Raw genomic sequence first — 19,215 nt, 5'->3', positions numbered from 1 at the left:
TAGATGAATGATAAACAGGTTCTTGGAGACTTAATAAATACAAGCTTAGGAGGGTTTTTCCCGGCTCAAATAGATTGTACCATTTTCAATCAATTCATCAATCCTGAATTCACTGCTTTTTAATTGTAAAGAATCATTGCAAAATGTATAATTTATATAATTCAATTTTTTTAAATTGATCAAAAATAATATAGGATAGATAAACTTGGAAAAACTAAAACTTTAAGGATAATTTAAGTTCAGTTAAAACTGATGATTTGGGTTCTTGAAATTAAGTGAATTAAAATTGATTATCAAAATAATTTCCAATCTAAAATAGTAGAAAAAAATAGAATTATGAATATCTGGAATCTTATTCAAAAAAAATTGGATTTTTATCAAAAAAAATACTCTAAAATCACCAAAGAAAAATCAATTGATGAAATCCAAAATAGCTTGTTTATGCTCTCACCGGACTTAGTAGGGATAACAGATTTTAATGGCTATTTCAAGGAAGTTAACCCCGCTTTTGAAAGCATATTAGGCTATACAGCCGGACAACTACTCGCTCAACCATGGATTGAATATGTTCATCCGGATGATCAAAACGCAACTCTTCAAGCATTTGAGCAGCTTCTCAATCAAGAGCCTATCATAAATTTTGAAAATCGTTTTCGCTGTCAGGATAATTCCTATAAATACTTATCTTGGACTGCAATAGCCGACCTCGAAAACAATTTAGTTTATGCTGTCGCTCGGGATATAACCATGCAAAAACACACCGAAACTCAATTGCGATGGCGAGTTCGCCAACAAGCGGCGGTGGCTCAACTCGGTCAACTCGCTTTAGAAAAAACTATTGACGTAGACAAAACTAATTTTCTTGAGCAATTATTTCAGCAATCGGTCAAGATGACTGCCGAGATTCTAGATGTCGAATATAGCAAAATTTTACAACTTCTACCAGACAATCACCATTTTTTAATCATAGCAGGTTTGGGTTGGGAAGCGGGTCTAATTGAAACCACAACTGTTGAGAAGGGAGAGAACACCCATGTTGGTTATACCTTACTTCAAAATGAACCTGTAGTCGTCGAAAATCTACAGGCTGAAACCCGTTTTAACGGATCATCTTTGCTGCATGAACATGAGATTATCAGTGGGATTAGTGTGGTGATCGGTTCGAGAAAAAACCCCTTTGGAGTCCTCGCTGTTCATAGTAAAAAACAACGTCAATTTAGCACAGACGATATCAATTTTCTGCAAGCGATCGCCAATATTCTAGCAATGGCTGTCGAACGACACCGATCTGAAGAATATCTTCACCTACTAGAACGAGCTATCAATTCAGCTAATAATGGTATCATTATCACCGATCCCCATCAACCCGATAATCCGATTATTTATTTCAATACAGCCGTCGAGCATAGCACTGGTTATCCCGCATCTGAAATCATGGGTAAAAACTGTCGCTTCCTACAAGGAAAAGACCGAAATCAACCCGAAATTAATATCATTCGAGCAGCGATTTCAGCAAAAAAAGAATGCAATGTTGTGTTGCGGAACTATCGCAAAGATGGGAGTTTATTTTGGAATGAACTGTTTATTTCCCCTGTTTTTAATAATAAAGGAAAACTCACAAACTTTATTGGAATTCAAAAAGATATTAGCGAACGCAAACGCTCAGAAGCCAATCTTAAAAAGTCTCAAGAGCGTCTCAAAAAGATCGTATCAGCCATTTCTGATGCGTTGATTGTTATTAACATTAATGGTTTAATTAAGTTTGTCAACCTGGCAGCGGAAGTTTTATTTGATCGATCAGAGTCTTTTCTGATCGGCTATCCGATTGGTAATTTTTTACTCGAAGAAGACAAAATAGAGTTAACAATTGTACAGCCAAAAGGAAAGCTAGTCTTTGTAGAAATACGATCGGTTGAGATTGATTGGGAAGGAGAAAAAGCGACTTTAGTTTCGCTGCGAGATATCACTGAACGCAAGCAAGCAGAAGAACAACTCCGACACAGTGCTTTTTACGATGCGCTGACCAACTTACCCAACCGGGCTTTATTTATGGATCAGTTGGAACAAGCGATTACTCAAACCAAAACCTTAAATCAGACTTCATTTGCTGTAGTCTTTTTAGATCTCGATAGCTTCAAGTTTGTCAATGAAAGTTTAGGACATATTATCGGTGATCAACTACTCATTGCAATCGCTGATCGTTTGGAAACTTGTCTACGTTCAGGAGATATTCTGGCGCGTTTAGGCGGGGATGAATTTACCTTTCTTCTCAAAGATATTGAACAAGTCAGTCAAGCGATTACTGTTGTGCAGAATATACAGCATAAATTAACCTTTCCGTTTGATCTCAGTAGTCATCAATTGTTTAGTAATGCCAGTCTAGGAATAGCACTGATCAGTCCAGATTATACCTACCCAGAAGAAGTATTGCGAGATGCAGATATTGCTATGTATTCAGCCAAACAAAGAGGAAAAAATTGTTATGCTATTTTTAACTCACAAATGCGTAAAAAAAGTCAACACCGACTTCAGTTAGAAACCGATTTGCGTTATGCTTGGGAACAGCAAGATTTTTTAGTCTACTATCAACCTATTGTTTGTTTGCAAACCCATCAAATTGTCGGATTTGAGGCTTTAATTCGTTGGCAACATCTGACTAAAGGTTTGATTTCGCCCTATCAATTTATTCCAGTAGCAGAAGAAACGGGATTAATTATTGAACTCGGTTCCTGGGTGCTAAAAACAGCTTGCCATCAACTCAAAGCCTGGACTCGAACAAATCCCCGGATGCAGCATTTAAAGATGAGTGTAAACCTCTCAAGTCGCCAAATTCAAGACTATAATTTTGTCAAAAAGATTAATCAAGTGATGACGGAAACTCAGATCAATCCTCAAAATCTAAAATTAGAAATCACAGAAAGCATATTAATGGAAAACCCTGAAGATGTCAAAGAAAAATTAATCCAAATTAGATCGCAAAATATTCAACTTAGTCTAGATGATTTTGGCACGGGATATTCCTCCTTAAGCTATCTACATAACTTCCCCATCAATACCCTAAAAATTGATCGATCTTTTATTGTACGGATGAATCTCAACCCTGAAAATACTGCCATTGTTCAGGCTATTATCACTTTAGCACACACTTTAGGAATGGATGTAATTGCCGAAGGGATAGAAACAGTCGAACATTTAAAACATCTTCAAGCGTTAGAATGTGAATACGGACAGGGTTATTTATTTTCTAAACCTGTCAGTGCCATTGAAGCCGATAAATTACTCGAATCTCAACAGTTTTGGATAGAATAATTGCTGTTTAAATCTTTGATTTTTTTTAAATTACAATCTTAAAATTACAATCTTAAAATTACAACTCTCAAAAAGTAACATCATTTCTTTATTCTTGTCGAATCTTACTGTCTTTTTCAAACCAACTGACTACCTGTTTAATTGTCAATTTTTCTATCGGTTGCTGTTCTGACTGAGCGATTTGTGTTAAAGGCTTCAACGACGACAAGACTAAACGAGTAAAAAACAGTTCAAAACCGCTATCGAGTTCAAGTTGTTGTTGCATCTTTTCGTCCTTTTTAATCCAGTCAGAGACTTGTTGAGCGGTAACGGCTTCAATAGAAATTTCTTTTTCAGCCGCAATTTGTTTTAAACACCTCAACGCATAAATCGCTAATCGAGTCGAGAATTTTTCTTTAGAGGACAATAAAGCCGCATCGACTTGAATGGCTTCTTCCGAGGTCAAAAATTCCATTGGGGGTTGCATAACTTAATTAAAAATTAAACATTAAATCTACGTCATCCTGAGTAGAACGAAGGACTCTTAGCCGTCTTTTTACTGTTCACTGTTAACCGTCATCCTACTGGTTAATAATTAAATATCCACAGCGATGTTCGCCATTAACAATCCAGTGCGTTCGTTCCACAGTACAATCAAACAGAACTGCACTAAACATCTCTAATTCGTGGCCGCAAACACTCGGAAACGATTCCGCCACATTAGAAATAGCGCAGTTATGCTCCGTTAACACATACTGTTCAGTTTTCGGACTCGAAGACTCCATCGCATACCATTCCGCCATGTAGCCTTCTGTTTTGCGAAGTTCCACTAACCGAGCAACTCGTTCTTGAACTGAACCTGTTCCGACTTGTTGACGATATTCTAAGGCTTTACGTTGCCATTGTTTTTGTAAAATTTGACTGACTTGTTCATGTCCAACCGTTTCCGTTAACGTATCGAGGAACGAAATCGCAAACTCATCATATCGTTTGGGAAAGCGATCGCGCCCCTGACTGGTAAGCTGATAAATATGCTGCGGTCTTCCCATCCCCACCTGGACAGACTCGTATTGAATAGCACCTTCAGCTTCTAGATCTTTGAGATGACGGCGAATCGCTTGGGGACTGATTTCGAGGAACCCTGCCAACTCTAGTGCTGTGGCTTGACCTCGCTTGATGAGTTGTTGCACGATATCGCGCTTAGTGGAATGCTGCTGAGTAGTGGTCATCGGTATTTTTTATAAAAATTTTACAAAATTAGACTTTGACAATGCACTTATTGTTAATGTAGCTTAAAATAGACTAAAGTAACAAATCTGTTGTTTAAGTTCGGAGAGTAGAGACGGAAGACTGAAAGCAAAAAACCCGTGTCATTCACAAGCGAGTTCCGTCCCTGATCTGCCATCGGTAAACAACTGATTATCAACGATCCCAGAAGAACCCTAAACTCATTAAACCTATGACTGCTTCAGTTAAAACCCTAGTCAACGAACCCTATAAGTACGGCTTTGTTACCGATATCGAGTCAGACTCGATTCCCGCCGGACTCAATGAAGACGTCGTTCGCCTGATCTCCGCCAAGAAAAACGAGCCAGAGTTTATGTTAAACTTTCGACTCAAAGCCTATCGGCAATGGCTGAAAATGAGCGAACCGACTTGGCCCCACGTTAACTATCCCGCAATCAATTACCAAAATATTGTTTACTATTCTGCACCGAAAGTAAACGAAAAGAAAGGCAGCCTCGACGAAGTAGACCCGACGTTACTTGAAACTTTCGAGAAACTGGGGATTTCCCTCTCTGAACAAAAACGTTTAGCCAATGTCGCCGTTGACGCGGTATTTGATAGCGTTTCCATTGGAACAACCTTCAAAGAAAAACTCGCCGAAGATGGAGTGATTTTCTGTTCCATTTCCGAGGCCGTCAAAGAACATCCTGAACTCATCGAAAAATACTTAGGAAGCGTGGTTCCCGTTGGGGATAACTTCTTCGCTGCCCTCAACTCCGCCGTCTTTAGTGATGGTTCTTTTGTCTACATCCCCAAAGGTGTCAAATGTCCGATGGACTTATCCACCTATTTCCGGATTAATAACGGAGATTCGGGCCAATTTGAACGCACGTTAATTGTCGCAGAAGAAGGCAGTTCCGTCACCTATCTCGAAGGCTGTACCGCCCCGATGTTTGACACCAACCAACTCCACGCGGCTGTCGTTGAATTAGTGACTTTAGACAACGCCGAAATCAAATATTCCACCGTCCAAAACTGGTTTGCTGGAGATGAAAACGGTAAAGGCGGAATCTACAACTTTGTGACCAAACGCGGACTCTGTAAAGGGGTGAATTCTAAGATTTCTTGGACACAAGTTGAAACAGGTTCAGCTATCACTTGGAAATATCCCAGTTGTATATTAATTGGAGATAATTCCGTCGGAGAATTTTACTCTGTTGCCCTCACCAATAATATGCAACAAGCCGACACCGGAACCAAAATGGTTCATATTGGCAAAAACACCCGTAGCACGATTATTTCTAAAGGAATTTCGGCAGGTAATTCATCCAATAGTTATCGCGGTTTAGTGAAAATAGGGCCGAAAGCAAAAGGCGCTCGGAACTATTCTCAATGTGATTCAATGTTAATCGGGGATAGAGGTCAAGCTAATACATTCCCCTACATTCAAGTCGATAACAACACCGCCAAAGTTGAACATGAAGCCTCGACTTCAAAAATCGGAGAAGATCAACTGTTCTACCTCACACAACGGGGAATTTCCGAAGAAGATGCCGTCTCTCTAATTATTAGCGGATTCTGTAAAGATGTCTTCAACGAATTGCCGATGGAATTTGCCGTTGAAGCCGATAAATTACTCAGTCTTAAATTAGAAGGAAGTGTGGGTTAGTTCTTCGTCAATTAACCTCAAACCAAAAAAACAGATGTCGAGTAGCCAAAACCGATTGTAGAGATGTTGAATGCAGCGTCTCTACTCAATAAACTTGTATCCATTGTTCATTTTTCTGTGACTAGAAACCAAAATGATTCGAGAAAATAGCGAAGTGATTCTGTCTGTCCGAGATTTAACCGCCAATGTTGACGGAACACCGATTCTCAAGGGGTTAAACTTAGAGATCAAAGCCGGAGAAATTCATGCGGTGATGGGTCAAAATGGCTCGGGAAAAAGCACCTTTTCCAAAGTATTAGCAGGTCATCCAGCCTATGAAGTCACGGGCGGAGAAGTGACCTTTTTAGGGCAGAATTTGTTAGAATTAGAACCGAATGAACGGGCAATCGCGGGAATATTTTTGGCGTTTCAATATCCTCTAGAAATCCCCGGTTTAACCAACTTAGATTTTCTGCGAGCGGCTTATAACGCCCGTTTGAAAAGTCAGGGAAAAGAAGAAATAGATGCCTTTGATTTTGATGACCTAATTCGCGATAAATTAGAAGTTGTTAAAATGAAGCCTGAATTTCTCGAACGCAGTGTTAATGAAGGCTTTTCAGGCGGCGAGAAAAAGCGGAATGAAATCCTACAAATGGCATTACTCGAACCCAAACTCGCCATTTTGGATGAAACTGATTCTGGTTTAGATATTGATGCACTCAGAATTGTTGCAGGTGGCGTGAACCAGTTAGCAACGGCTGATAATTCTATGTTAGTGATTACCCACTATCAACGATTATTAGACTATATTGTGCCGGATTTTGTTCATGTCATGCAAGCCGGACAAATTATCAAAACCGGAACCAAAGAATTAGCCTTAGAACTCGAAGAAAAAGGCTACGATGAAGTGATTGAAGCTGCAAAAGTGGGAGTTTAATGGTTACACAAGTTCAAGATAAACCCGAAGTTTCTTATTTGAAACAATTGTTAAACTTGGCGAAAACCCAAACAATTGTTCCTCAAAATTCGCATCTGCAAGATCTTCGCGATCGCGCTGCAACAGAACTACAAGACAAAGCAATTCCAACTCAAAAAGAAGAAGATTGGCGGTTTACAGATTTGTCGGGTTTGTTGCAGGTGAATTTTCAGGTTGCAAAACCGATGCAGCTTACACCAGAAGATATTTCACCCCTAACTTTACCTGAAGCTGAAAATAGCTGCTTAGTGTTTGTCGATGGTGAGTATGCACCGCATTTATCAACCTTCTCCCAAACCGACGGTATTTTTGCCGGAAACTTAGGAAATCTACCTGCATCTTTCGGCGATCGCATAGATGATTATCTCGACAAACAACAAGGCAATTCCGAGATATTTACCGCCCTCAATACTGCCTCTCTAACGGATATCGCGATCATTTGGGTGGGGAAAAATCAAGCGGTAGAAACACCCCTGCATTTACTGTTTATTTCGACGGCTGATGATACGCCGAGAATGAGTCAACCTCGGGCATTAGTTGTCGCTGAAACGGGGAGTTCTTGCACCTTTATCGAACATTATGCCAGTTTAGAAGATTGTTCGGGTTTCTCCACTCATCATCCCTATTTTGTGAATAGCGTAACCGAAATTTGGATCGAAGAAAACGCCGAAGTTAAACATACCCGAGTTCAACGAGATGCCCCCCAAGCTTTTCATATTGGTAGAACTGCGATTTCTCAAGCACGTACTAGCCGTTATACCCTCAATACTATCAGTTTAGGGGCGAAATTATCCCGTCATAATCTTGATCTTTATCAAGCTGGAGAAGGAACCGAAACGACACTGAATGGGTTAACTTTAATTGGAGAAGAACAGTTAGCTGATACTCACAGTGCGACCTTTTTTAACCACCAGCACGGGATCTATAATCAAGTCCATAAATGTATTCTAGATGATCGCGCCCGAGGTGTATTTAATGGCCGAGTTGTTGTGTCGCAAGCTGCCCAATTAACCAATGCGAACCAACTCAGTCAAAATTTGTTACTCTCACCCCAAGCGAGAATTAATACGAAACCGCAACTAGAAATTGTCGCTGATGATGTTAAATGTTCTCATGGGGCAACAGTGAGTCAGTTAGAAGATGATGAAATCTTCTATTTGCGGAGTCGTGGCTTGGATGATCGCATGAGTCGTCATTTATTAATTGATGCTTTTGCGTCAGAAATTTTGCAGAAGTTACCCTTAGACTCTTTACGAACAATTTTGAGTCGCTGTGTTGCTTGTCGCACCGAATTAAGCTAACACGTTACAGGTTTGTCGTTGGGCTAACTGCACACATCTAGTCGTGATTTCCAAACAACGGGTAAGGGCGTATGCTATGCGCCCCGACAGATAACCGTTCCGTAATATTGAGTTCCTTAATTTTGAACATACAGCAGAAAAAGGATAGAAAACATGACTTTAATTCAAGAAAAAACATTAGGTGAGAAAGTTCGTTCAGATTTTCCGATCTTACATCAAGACGTTAACGACCATGCGTTAGTTTATCTCGATAACGCTGCCACCTCTCAAAAGCCTCAAGTGGTGATTGATGCCCTACGAAACTATTACGAAGGGTATAACTCTAATGTGCATCGAGGTGTGCATACATTGAGTGCCAAAGCAACCGATGAATATGAAGCCGCTCGTCAAAAACTGGTAAAATTTGTCAATGCTGCTTCCTATCAGGAAATTATTTATACTCGTAATGCGAGCGAAGCCATTAATTTAGTTGCTTATTCTTGGGGATTAAATAATATTAAAGCCGGAGATGAAATCATCCTCTCGGTGATGGAACATCATAGTAACTTAGTCCCTTGGCAGATGCTCGCACAACGCACAGGCGCTGTGTTAAAGTTTGTTGAACTGACTGAGACACAAACCTTTGATTTAGAACAGTTTAAGAGCTTGATTTCTCCGCAAACCAAGTTAGTTTCTGTGGTTCATGTTTCTAATGTTCTCGGCTGCATTAATCCCGTAGAAGAAATTTGCAAGATTGCTCACAAAAACGGTGCAAAAGTCTTAATTGATGCTTGCCAAAGTTTGCCACATATGCCTATAGATGTGCAAGCAATGGACTGTGATTGGTTAGTCGGTTCGGGTCATAAAATGTGCGCTCCGACGGGAATTGGCTTTTTGTATGGAAAGTTGGAAATCTTGAAAGCAATGCCACCCTTTTTAGGCGGTGGAGAAATGATTGATGAGGTGTATTTAGATCGATTTACCTTTGGAGAACTTCCCCATAAATTTGAAGCGGGAACCCCGGCAATTGGAGAAGCAATCGCATTAGGAGCAGCAGTCGATTATTTAATGAAAATAGGTATGGATAAAATTCATGCTTATGAACAGGAATTAACCGCTTATTTATTTGAGAAGTTGAAAGATATTCCTGAACTTACAATCTACGGGCCAAAACCGCAAGCAGATGGTTCGGGACGAGCGGCTTTAGCGAGTTTTACCGTCGGAGAAATTCATGCTAATGATTTATCAACCTTACTTAATGATGTAGGGATAGCCATTCGTTCTGGACATCATTGTACTCAACCCCTACATCAATATCTGAATGTAAATGGTTCTGCTCGGGTAAGTTTTTATTTTTACAATACTCGGGAAGAAGTTGATGTGTTTGTCACTCAGCTCAAAGAAACAATCGCCTTTTTTAACCAGATGTTTTCCTGAGTTTGTCAAAACTTATCACATTTATTTGTTTAATCTTAGCAATTCCCCTGTCACGAGATGGGGGATTTCTCATTCAAGCTCGATGTGATCGCCTCTATCACAAGTGAGATAGCATTGATCCTAGAAATACGGTACGATATCAAACTAAGTTTTTATCAGTTTTCATCTAAAATAAAGCTTTAACTCAATTTCGTGCCACTCGAACAACCCTAAGAGTTGCGGTCGCTGAGAATGAGTTTGGGTTGAGATCGGGAAACCAACAGTATAGGCTTTGTCTATTCTACGCGAAGCGATGAGATGGAAGTGCTGAGGACGATTAACTCATCAAATACCCCGACAAAACCCAACCTAGAAAAGTGCATCTACTGATCAGGATCAGGAATTTAGTCGGTTAATCATTAACCTCATAACAATGCAAATTTTACATCAGGTGAAAAAATATTTCCCTAGAAACTCTCTAAACACTAAAACTATTTTGGGTCAAGCATGGCTGACGATGGTTGTCGGTTCGGGAATTTTGGGAACAACATTAATTTTAAGGCAATCGGTTTTTATTCAAGACCCAATCACCCAGACGGTACAATTGAGCTTAACAGGGTTAACATTCGCACTCGGAATATTACTCGGAGCGATCGCGACTCGATTCATCTCTCAGCTACAAGTTAACGCGGAGTTAGAGACTCACTCACAAATCGATCCGCCTCAGTGTCAACCTTTCATCCAAGAACGCGATCGCTTTTTTAGCCTTTCCCTCGACTTACTCTGTATCGCCAGTTTTGAGGGGTATTTTCAACGGGTGAATGCCGCTTTTGTCAATACACTGGGTTATACTGAAGCCGAATTGTTGTCCGTTCCCCTATGGGAATTTGTACACCCAGACGATCAAGCCGCCACCAAAGCCGAACTTGCTGAGATTGCTCAAGGAAAACCCTCATTCAACTTTGAAAACCGCTATCGGTGTCGAGATGGTGATTATCGCTGGTTATCTTGGACTTCAGCGCCGTTTGTACAAGAAGGATTGTTGTATGCGGTTGCTCGGGATGTGACTGAATATAAGCATTCTGTGGCTCAATTACAATCGCGGATTGAACAACAAGCAACGGTTGCTCAATTGGGTCAATATGCACTCAGTCAGACTAACCTGGATCAATTATTGACTGAAATTTCCACTCTTGTTGCTCAGACTTTAAACGTTCACTTTGTCAAAATCTTAGAACTGTTACCCAATGGTTCTGCGTTTCTGTTGAAAGCGGGAGTCGGTTGGTCGTCTGGACTGGTGGGTTATGCTCGTATCAGCACTGCTTCTCACTCTCACGCGGGCTACACTCTCGCTCACAAGCAGCCTGTGGTGGTTGAAGATCTACGAGTCGAAACTCGCTTTAAAGGTGAACCTCTGCTTCACAACCATCGCATCGTTAGTGGAATGAGCGTCATTATCGGTGAAGAAGACGAACCCTACGGCGTTTTAAGTCTTTACTCCCGAAGTTCACGCCAGTTTAGTGGTGATGATATCCATTTTATTCAAGCGATCGCCAATATTATCGCCACTGCGGTCGCCCGCCAACAATCTACAGAAAGTCTGTATTTAATGGAACGGGCGATTAATGCCAGTAGCAACGGAATTATCATTACTGATGCGACGGAAACAGATCATCCGATAATTTATGTGAACGCGGGCTTTGAACGGATTACAGGCTACAGTAAGGAGGAGGTGATTGAGCAGAACTGTCGTTTTTTGCAGGGGCCACAAACCGATTCTTCTCTAGTTGAACGTTTGAGAACCGCTCTTTTACAAGGTCGAGAATGTCGAGTCGTTATCCAAAATTATCGTAAAGATGGCCGTCTATTCTGGAATGATCTTCAGATTGCTCCTGTTTTTAATGATCGCGGACATTTGACTCATTTTATTGGGGTTCAAAACGATATCACCGAACGCTACGAAGCTCAAGAAGAAGTTCGTCAAACTCGTAATTTTCTCCAGACGATGATTGACCATTTACCTGTGGCGGTGTTTGTCAAAGAAGCCTATCAGGAGAAGTTGGGGCGGTTTCGGTTGTGGAATAAAGCCTGTGAACAGTTGTTTGGCTTGAGTGCTGTTGAGGTTTTGGGGAAAACGGTTTATGATGTGTTTCCACCTGAACAAGCTGAATTTTTTCACCAACAAGATCAAGCGGTGTTGTCAGCAGGTAAGGTGTTGGATATTCCAGAAGAACGGGTGGAGACTCAAACCCTCGGACAACGGATTTTGCATACAGTGAAAGTACCTTTACTCAATCACTATCCCGATACTGAATATCTGCTTTGTATTGGTGAAGATATTACTAAACGCAAGCAAGCCGAAGACCAACTGCGTCATCATGCTTTTTATGATACTTTGACCAATCTTCCCAACCGGGCTTTGTTTTTGAATCGTTTGGCTCATTCTATCAAGCAGGTTCAACAGACTTCTGGGGAATTGTTTGCGGTTTTGTTTTTGGATTTGGATAATTTTAAGCGCGTTAATGATAGTTTAGGACATCAGATTGGAGATCAATTATTGATTGCGATCGCTCGTCGGCTAGAAGGTTGTCTACGTTCAAGAGATACTTTGGCTCGATTGGGAGGCGATGAATTTACGATTTTACTCGAACAGATAAACAATATTACGGATGCGATCAAAGTTGCTCGTCATCTTCATCAACAGTTGATGCTTCCGTTTAATTTAAGTGGGAATGAGGTGTTTACCAATGTCAGTATTGGTATTGCTTTGAGTTGTTCTCGTCACGAACAGCATCCTGAAGAATTGCTGCAAAATGCAGACTCAGCCATGTATCGGGCGAAGGAGATGGGAAAAGGGGCTTATGCGGTGTTTGATACTAGAATGCACCGACAGGCGGTAGAACGGTTGCAGCTTGAAAGTCAACTTAGACGAGCGTTGGAACTCAACGAGTTTCAAGTTTATTATCAACCCATTGTCTCAATTACAACTGGGGAGGTGATCGGTTTTGAGGCGCTGATTCGTTGGCTGAATCCCTATAAGGGTTTTATTTCTCCGGCTTTGTTTATTCCGGTGGCTGAAGAAATCGGGTTAATTAGTAAGATTGGTCAGTGGGTACTCTATCAAGCTTGTGAACAATTGCAGGTTTGGCGCAAACAGTTTCCTCTATTCAAAAATCTGACTGTGAGTGTTAATCTGTCGAGTCAACAGTTACGAGAACCGGATTTATTAGAGCAGATTGATCAGGTTTTAGCGACAACGGGTTTACCGAGTCATTGTCTCAAGTTGGAGATTACTGAAAGTTTGTTGATCGAAAATTATGATCAGGCTCTGAAGATTCTTCGTCAAATTCAAGATCGGAATATTCAGTTGAGTTTGGATGATTTTGGGACGGGTTATTCGTCTTTGAGTTATTTACATCGTTTTCCAATTAATACTTTGAAAATTGATCGTTCTTTTGTGAAAAGGCTTAAGCAAAACCATGAGAATACCGCAATTATTAAAGCGATTTTGAGGCTGGCTAATGCTTTGGCAATGAATACGATTGCTGAAGGGATTGAAACGGTTTTTCAGTTGGAAAAGCTGAAGGGTTTGGGCTGTGAATATGGACAGGGACATTTGTTTTCTAAAGCTTTAGATGCTCAAGATATTACTCATCTTCTCAGTCTTATTCAACGTTCATTGAGTGAGGCGAATTCTGCTCATTGATGAAGATTTTCTGTTTATTTTTATAAATTTTGATTACGAAATATAAAATTATTGCTCTTGCTCTCTCTCTGGGCTTTACACAAGTTTTGTTGATTCGTTAATCGTTTAAATTGTTATCAAAGTACAGATATCCTCACCTTGATTATATCATCCTTGTCAACTCTTGCCGTTGTAGCTAATGGTTTCTTTATACTCCCTCAAAGTTTAATTTGTTTGATCAACTCTATTTGTCTGTTACAATATTATCAATAGAGTTTGCGGGTTATATTTACTCTGTAAACAAATGTAATTTGAGTCAAAGAGTTGGATTATAACCATTGAAGCTCTATACTTGTCGCTTGCTTCAGTCTGTATAAATCAATTTTATTTGATAGTAAATTTTTATCAATAAGTCTATTCAAATCTATAACTAAATTAATATTCAGATTGGGTAAGCTCAAAAACTATACTCTCCTAAACTTAGGTCAGGAGTTAATTAATATGTCAGATTTGAATTTTCTAAAATCGGTAAAAAAAATATTGTCTTCTGTTTTAGCAGCGAGTTTGATTCTGAGTGCAACGTTAATCTTCTGGCAAAATTTACAGCAAGAGAAAAAAGCCGAATTTGAACGCAATACTCAACTTACAAAAGTACATCTAAAAATAGAACTCCAGGAGAAAATTCAAGATCGAGTTCTTCTCCTCAATCAAATCAGCAAACAATGGCATTTTAATCCTCCTTCACGTCTAAAGCGAGAAGCCCAAATCAGTTTATTTTTAAACAATACTACGGGCTATAAAGCAATCATTTGGACGGAGAATAATACAGAGAATAATACCAATATTATCGTCTCTAAAGACAACGGTGATATTTCTCCGGAAGACTTAGGATTGGCGGTAGCTAAATGGAAAAAAACTGATCAAAAAAGCCTCAAAAAAACTGATCAGTTAATAGTTGAACCTCTAATAGATGCCATTTCTAAAGACAGATTATTACTGGTTATTATTCCTAGTTTTGATCAAGATAAACTGCAAGAAACAATTATTGGTATTTTAAATGTAAATGATTGTTTGAACGAGCTAAAAAGACAAACAATTGATGAATATATCAACTCACCTAACCCATCAATTCACAATTCTGATCAGACCTCGATTTGGACATTTGTTAATCCCCATCAAACCAAGTGGATTCAAGACCTTGATCAAGAGCTAGACCAAAAAGTTCAGGAATTGCAGTTGGCCTCAAATCTAACCCTATTCAAAACTCAAAACCTGCCTCTTTCTGAAATTTTATTAGGAGGTGGAATGACTATTTCTCTGTTAGTGGGAATTAGTACATTTCTGGCAAATCTCTATCGAGAACAAGCCAAAAAACTTCATAAAATCAACCAGGATTTTTTGGAGGAAATTCACCTGAGAGAAGCTGCCCTTCATCAATATCAAAAAGTCGAACAAGAACGGGATTGCTTATTTTTACTTTCTCCAGATTTGTTATGTATAGCCGGATTCGATAGCTACTTCAAGCGAATTAACCCCTGTTTTGAAACCACACTGGGCTACACGCAAGCTCAACTTTTAGCTCAACCTCTGATTACTTGGGTGCATCCAGAAGATCGAGCAGAAACTCAGATTAAATGGCAAGAATTATTAACCGGAAAATCCATTCAATTTGAAAACCGCTATCGCTGTCAAGAGGGTTCCTATATCTGGTTATCGTGGAAAGCCACTCCCAGTCTAGAAACGAGTTTAGTCTATGCAGTCGCTCGCAATATTACCGAGCGTAAACAAGTTGAAACCTTGCTTCGTAGTCGAGTTCATCAACAGGCGAGTGTGGCTCAACTGGGTCAATTTGCTTTGACTCAAACCTCACTTGATGAATTGTTCACCGAAGCTGTAACCCTGATGGCGGAAGTTATCGAAGTCGAGTATACCAAAGTCTTAGAGCTATTACCCGACGGTCAAACCTTGCGATTACGGGCGGGAGTCGGTTGGTTAGAGGGACTGGTGGGAACCGCAACAGTCGGAACGGAAAGAAACTCTCAAGCCGGTTATACTTTGCTCAGTCGTGAACCTGTTGTGGTCGAAGACTTACGCACAGAAACTCGGTTGAACGGGCCTGCTTTACTGCGTGAGCATCAGGTTGTGAGCGGAATGAGTGTGATTATTCGCCTCAAAGATCGGCATTTTGGAGTTTTGGGAGCGCATACTGACCGCAAACGAATCTTTAGTCAAGATGATGTTAACTTTCTACAAGCGATCGCCAATATTCTAGCGACTGCGGTTGAAAAAGTAGAGTCTACTGAACGTTTACGCCTGTTAGAACGAGCGATCAATTTCACCAGTAATGGCATTCTGATCACTGATCCAAACCAACCTGATAATCCGATTATTTATGCGAATTCTGCTATTGAACGAATCACTGGTTTTTCACCTTCGGAAATGATCGGTTATAACCCTCGGTTTTTTCAGCAAAACAACCGCGATCAAGCTGGGATTAACGAATTGAGACAAGCCGTTCAGCAAGCCAAAGAATGTAATGTCATTTTACAAAATTACCGGGCTGATGGGACTCCAATTTGGATTGAACTTTATATCTCGCCTGTGTTTAATGACGCGGGACTGCTGACTCATTTTATTGGGGTTCAAAATGATATTACCGAACGCCGACAAACAGAAGTTGCTTTACAAGCTTCAGAGGCTCGTTTGCGAGGACTTTTAGATATTGCTCAAGATGGGATTATTTCGATTGATCAACAAGATAGAATTCAACTGTTTAATCAAGGTGCCGAACAAATTTTTGGATATTCCTCAGAAACAGTGATTGGTCAGCCTTTAGACCTTTTAATTCCTCAACAGTATCTTCAAGCATATCATTCAGAAAATATTGATCAGTCTTTGAATAAACCATTAGAAATTATCGGTCGTCGTCAAAATGGAACTGAGTTTCCGGCAGAGGCTTCGGTGTCTAAATTGGAGTTAGCAGAGGGAATATTTTTTACTATTATTTTGCGTGATATTAGCAACCGCAAGCAAGCTGAGATCGATCTACGAGAGAGTCAAACCCGTCAGAGTACCATTATTACGGCGATATCCGATGCGTTAATTGTGGTTGATCCTGATGGAATTATTCGTTTTATCAATCCAGCAGCAGAGTCTTTATTTAACCGTTCGAGTTCAGAATTGATTGGGTATTGGTTGGGTTCATTATGTGGGAAAGTTGAGCAAGCAACAGAAGTGACGATCGTACATTCTCCAGAGAGATTAATCATGGCAGAAATGCAAATGGTGAATATTATTTGGGAGGGAAAACCTGCAACTTTAGCTTCTCTGCGAAATGTCACTGAACGTTATGAAGCGATGCAAAAAGTTCGACAAACTCGTAATTTTCTCCAAACCTTAATTGATCATTTACCTGTTGCGGTTTTTGTCAAAGAAGGGAAACCTAAACATTTTGGGCAGTTCACATTTTGGAATAAAACCAGTGAAAGATTATTTGGGTTAAAGAGCGAACAGGTGATCGGAAAAACGGTACATGAGTTGTTTCCTCCTGAGCAAGCTAAACGGATGATTCAACAAGATCAAGAAGCGTTGAACTGGGGATTGATGCTTGATATTTCTGAAGAATCTGTTAATAGCCTAAATTCAGGGCGTCGTATTTTACATACGGTGAAAGTACCGCTTTATGATGATGAAATGGAACCGGAACATTTGCTGTGTATTTGTGAAGATATCACCGAACGTCAGCAAGCGGAAGCTCAATTACGAGAGAATGAACAATTTTTACAAAGTATTTATCAAGGGGCGGCTGTTTCTATTTTTGTGGTTGATGTTTTAGAAAGTGGAGACTTTCGTTATGTCGGTTTAAATCCGATTCACGAACAACTTACCCAATTCACAACTGCACAACTGAAAGGAAAAACACCTGAACAGATTTTACCTGCTTCTTATGCTAAAGTTGTACGTCAACACTATATTGATTGTGTCACAGCTAAAAAGACGATTAGTTACGAAGAAGTGATGCCCTTTCAAGAGAGTATTTCTCACTGGCTGACTCAGCTTACCCCGATTTGCGATCGCAATAATCACATTTATAGAATTGTAGGAACCAGTATTAATATTACAGAACGCAAGTTAGCCGAAGAAAAACTTCGTTATAATGCCTATCACGATTCTTTAACAAGTTTACCCAATCGACCCTTTTTTATGGAGCGTTTGCAGGAGGCAATTCAACAAGTTAAAACTCAAAAAGGGTGTTTGTTTTCTGTTTTGTTTTTTGATTTAGATGATTTTAAATATATTAATGATAGTTTAGGACACGCTATAGGGGATCAACTCTTGATCGCTCTTACAGATCGCCTCAGAAGCTGCTTGCGAAAAACTGATATTTTAGCTCGTTTTGGTGGAGATGAATTTACAATTTTGTTAGGAGGAATTCAACAAATTGATCAAGTCATTAAAGTGGCTCAAAATATTCAACAGGAACTAAACTTACCGTTTGTGTTAGGGAGTCATCAAGTTTTTACCAATGCCAGTATTGGGATTGCGTTAGTCACGGCTGACTATCAACAACCTGAAGAAATCTTACGGGATGCCGATATTGCTATGTATTCAGCAAAAGCGCAAGGACAAGGAAAATCAGCAATTTTTAATCGCCAGATGCACTTGAAAATGCTTGAACGCCTCCAACTTGAAACTGATTTACGTCAAGCAATAGAACAAAAACAATTTCAGGTTTATTATCAACCGATTGTTTGTTTAAAAACTGATAATATTACTGGATTTGAAGCCTTGATTCGCTGGAAACATCCCAATGGAAATTTTGTTTCTCCTGCTAAATTTATTCCGATTACTGAGATCACTGGACTGATTGTAGAAATTGGTCAATGGGTGTTACATCAGGCTTGTTTACAAATGAAAACTTGGCACGAACAGTTTCCTAATTTCCCGAATTTAACAATCAGTGTGAATTTATCAGGGCGTCAGTTGCGAGAACCCGATGTAGTCGATAAAATTGATGATATTCTCCAAGAAACAGGTTTAAAACGTGACTGTCTCAAGCTAGAAATTACTGAAAGTATGTTAATGGATAATCCATCTGCGGTTAAAAGTCTATTGAAGCAGATTAAATCTCGTCAGATTAAACTCAGTTTAGATGATTTTGGTACAGGTTATTCTTCATTGAGTTATTTGCATAGTTTTCCGATTGATACCCTCAAAATTGATCGGGCATTTGTGGTTCATGCCAATTCGGAATTTAAAAATAAAGCTATTACCCAAGCGATTGTTACTCTCGCCCAGAATTTAGGAATGGAAGTCATTGCCGAAGGAATTGAAACCACAGATCAATTAGAACAACTCAAACAGTTAAAATGTGAATTTGGACAAGGTTACTTATTTTCTAAACCCCTCACCCAAGCTGACGCCGAAACGTTGCTGCAATCCACTCAAAAATTCCTCTTTTAAAAACAATAAACTTAAAAATAGAATCAACATTAGTCCTCTAAATTTCCATCTGTTAAACAGCGAAGCATCCGCTCATTCTCTCCAGAAATAGATGCCGGGGGTGGGAGACTTTGAGAGTTTCGTTCTACCCAAAGTTGGGGAGTTAGGGAGGCAAAATCATACCCATAATCAGCAACACCTGATATTTAAAGTTTTGTGTATAATTGACAATTTTGGCATTGCATAGGGTAGG

At 39.8% G+C, this 19,215-nt stretch carries 9 protein-coding genes; 7 read left to right on the top strand and 2 right to left on the bottom strand.

The features are described from left to right. Window positions 1-336 precede the first annotated feature (336 nt). On the top strand, window positions 337-3,309 hold the full coding sequence (locus tag L8106_RS25880) for an EAL domain-containing protein (protein ID WP_009787486.1): 2,973 nt from the start codon (window positions 337-339) through the stop codon (window positions 3,307-3,309). Between the two features lie 88 nt (window positions 3,310-3,397). Here L8106_RS25880 and L8106_RS25875 read toward each other — a convergent pair whose 3' ends face one another. Then, the gene (locus L8106_RS25875; RefSeq protein WP_009787485.1) at window positions 3,398-3,775 is read right to left on the bottom strand and encodes a hypothetical protein; all 378 of its coding nucleotides are present in this window, start codon (window positions 3,773-3,775) and stop codon (window positions 3,398-3,400) included. A 94-nt stretch (window positions 3,776-3,869) separates the two neighbouring features. Beyond that, window positions 3,870-4,517: an iron-sulfur cluster biosynthesis transcriptional regulator SufR gene (sufR, locus tag L8106_RS25870; protein WP_009787484.1), complete on the bottom strand. Its 648-nt coding sequence runs from the start codon at window positions 4,515-4,517 to the stop codon at window positions 3,870-3,872. Window positions 4,518-4,747: 230 nt separating this feature from the next. On the opposite strand from sufR, the gene sufB reads away from it, so the two are divergent. From sufB to L8106_RS30040, 6 genes are all read left to right on the top strand, one after another. Beyond that, window positions 4,748-6,184, top strand: coding sequence for a Fe-S cluster assembly protein SufB (gene sufB / locus L8106_RS25865; RefSeq protein WP_009787483.1), 1,437 nt, complete (start codon window positions 4,748-4,750; stop codon window positions 6,182-6,184). Between the two features lie 133 nt (window positions 6,185-6,317). Beyond that, complete coding sequence (gene sufC, locus L8106_RS25860; RefSeq protein WP_009787482.1) at window positions 6,318-7,100, top strand: Fe-S cluster assembly ATPase SufC; 783 nt, start codon at window positions 6,318-6,320, stop codon at window positions 7,098-7,100. Further along, window positions 7,100-8,440 (top strand): Fe-S cluster assembly protein SufD, encoded by a 1,341-nt coding sequence (sufD, locus tag L8106_RS25855; protein ID WP_009787481.1) that lies wholly within the window; start codon window positions 7,100-7,102, stop codon window positions 8,438-8,440. The genes sufC and sufD overlap by 1 nt, the downstream gene beginning before the upstream one ends. Window positions 8,441-8,593: 153 nt before the next feature. Further along, window positions 8,594-9,856 carry a SufS family cysteine desulfurase gene (locus L8106_RS25850; protein ID WP_009787480.1) on the top strand — a complete coding sequence of 421 codons (1,263 nt, stop codon included), beginning with the start codon at window positions 8,594-8,596 and terminating at the stop codon, window positions 9,854-9,856. A gap of 412 nt (window positions 9,857-10,268) precedes the next feature. After that, a complete protein-coding gene (locus tag L8106_RS31800) occupies window positions 10,269-13,541 on the top strand; it encodes an EAL domain-containing protein (protein ID WP_009787479.1) in 3,273 nt (1,090 codons plus the stop codon). Between the two features lie 480 nt (window positions 13,542-14,021). Beyond that, complete coding sequence (locus L8106_RS30040; RefSeq protein ID WP_009787478.1) at window positions 14,022-18,983, top strand: PAS domain S-box protein; 4,962 nt, start codon at window positions 14,022-14,024, stop codon at window positions 18,981-18,983. The last annotated feature ends 232 nt before the right edge of the window (window positions 18,984-19,215 follow it).

Source organism: Lyngbya sp. PCC 8106 (assembly GCF_000169095.1).
In the GTDB taxonomy this organism is placed as follows: Bacteria; Cyanobacteriota; Cyanobacteriia; order Cyanobacteriales; family Microcoleaceae; genus Capilliphycus.
This window is presented reverse-complemented; position numbering and strand designations above follow the sequence as displayed.

What these genes read in the sequence shown, in the direction of transcription:
- L8106_RS25875 (WP_009787485.1), bottom strand. Translation starts at nt 3,775, where the DNA reads ATGCAACCCCCAATGGAATTTTTGACCTCGGAAGAAGCCATTCAAGTC.
- L8106_RS30040 (WP_009787478.1), top strand. Translation starts at nt 14,022, where the DNA reads ATGTCAGATTTGAATTTTCTAAAATCGGTAAAAAAAATATTGTCTTCT.
- sufR (WP_009787484.1), bottom strand. Translation starts at nt 4,517, where the DNA reads ATGACCACTACTCAGCAGCATTCCACTAAGCGCGATATCGTGCAACAA.
- L8106_RS25880 (WP_009787486.1), top strand. Translation starts at nt 337, where the DNA reads ATGAATATCTGGAATCTTATTCAAAAAAAATTGGATTTTTATCAAAAA.
- L8106_RS31800 (WP_009787479.1), top strand. Translation starts at nt 10,269, where the DNA reads ATGCAAATTTTACATCAGGTGAAAAAATATTTCCCTAGAAACTCTCTA.
- L8106_RS25850 (WP_009787480.1), top strand. Translation starts at nt 8,594, where the DNA reads ATGACTTTAATTCAAGAAAAAACATTAGGTGAGAAAGTTCGTTCAGAT.
- sufB (WP_009787483.1), top strand. Translation starts at nt 4,748, where the DNA reads ATGACTGCTTCAGTTAAAACCCTAGTCAACGAACCCTATAAGTACGGC.
- sufD (WP_009787481.1), top strand. Translation starts at nt 7,100, where the DNA reads ATGGTTACACAAGTTCAAGATAAACCCGAAGTTTCTTATTTGAAACAA.
- sufC (WP_009787482.1), top strand. Translation starts at nt 6,318, where the DNA reads ATGATTCGAGAAAATAGCGAAGTGATTCTGTCTGTCCGAGATTTAACC.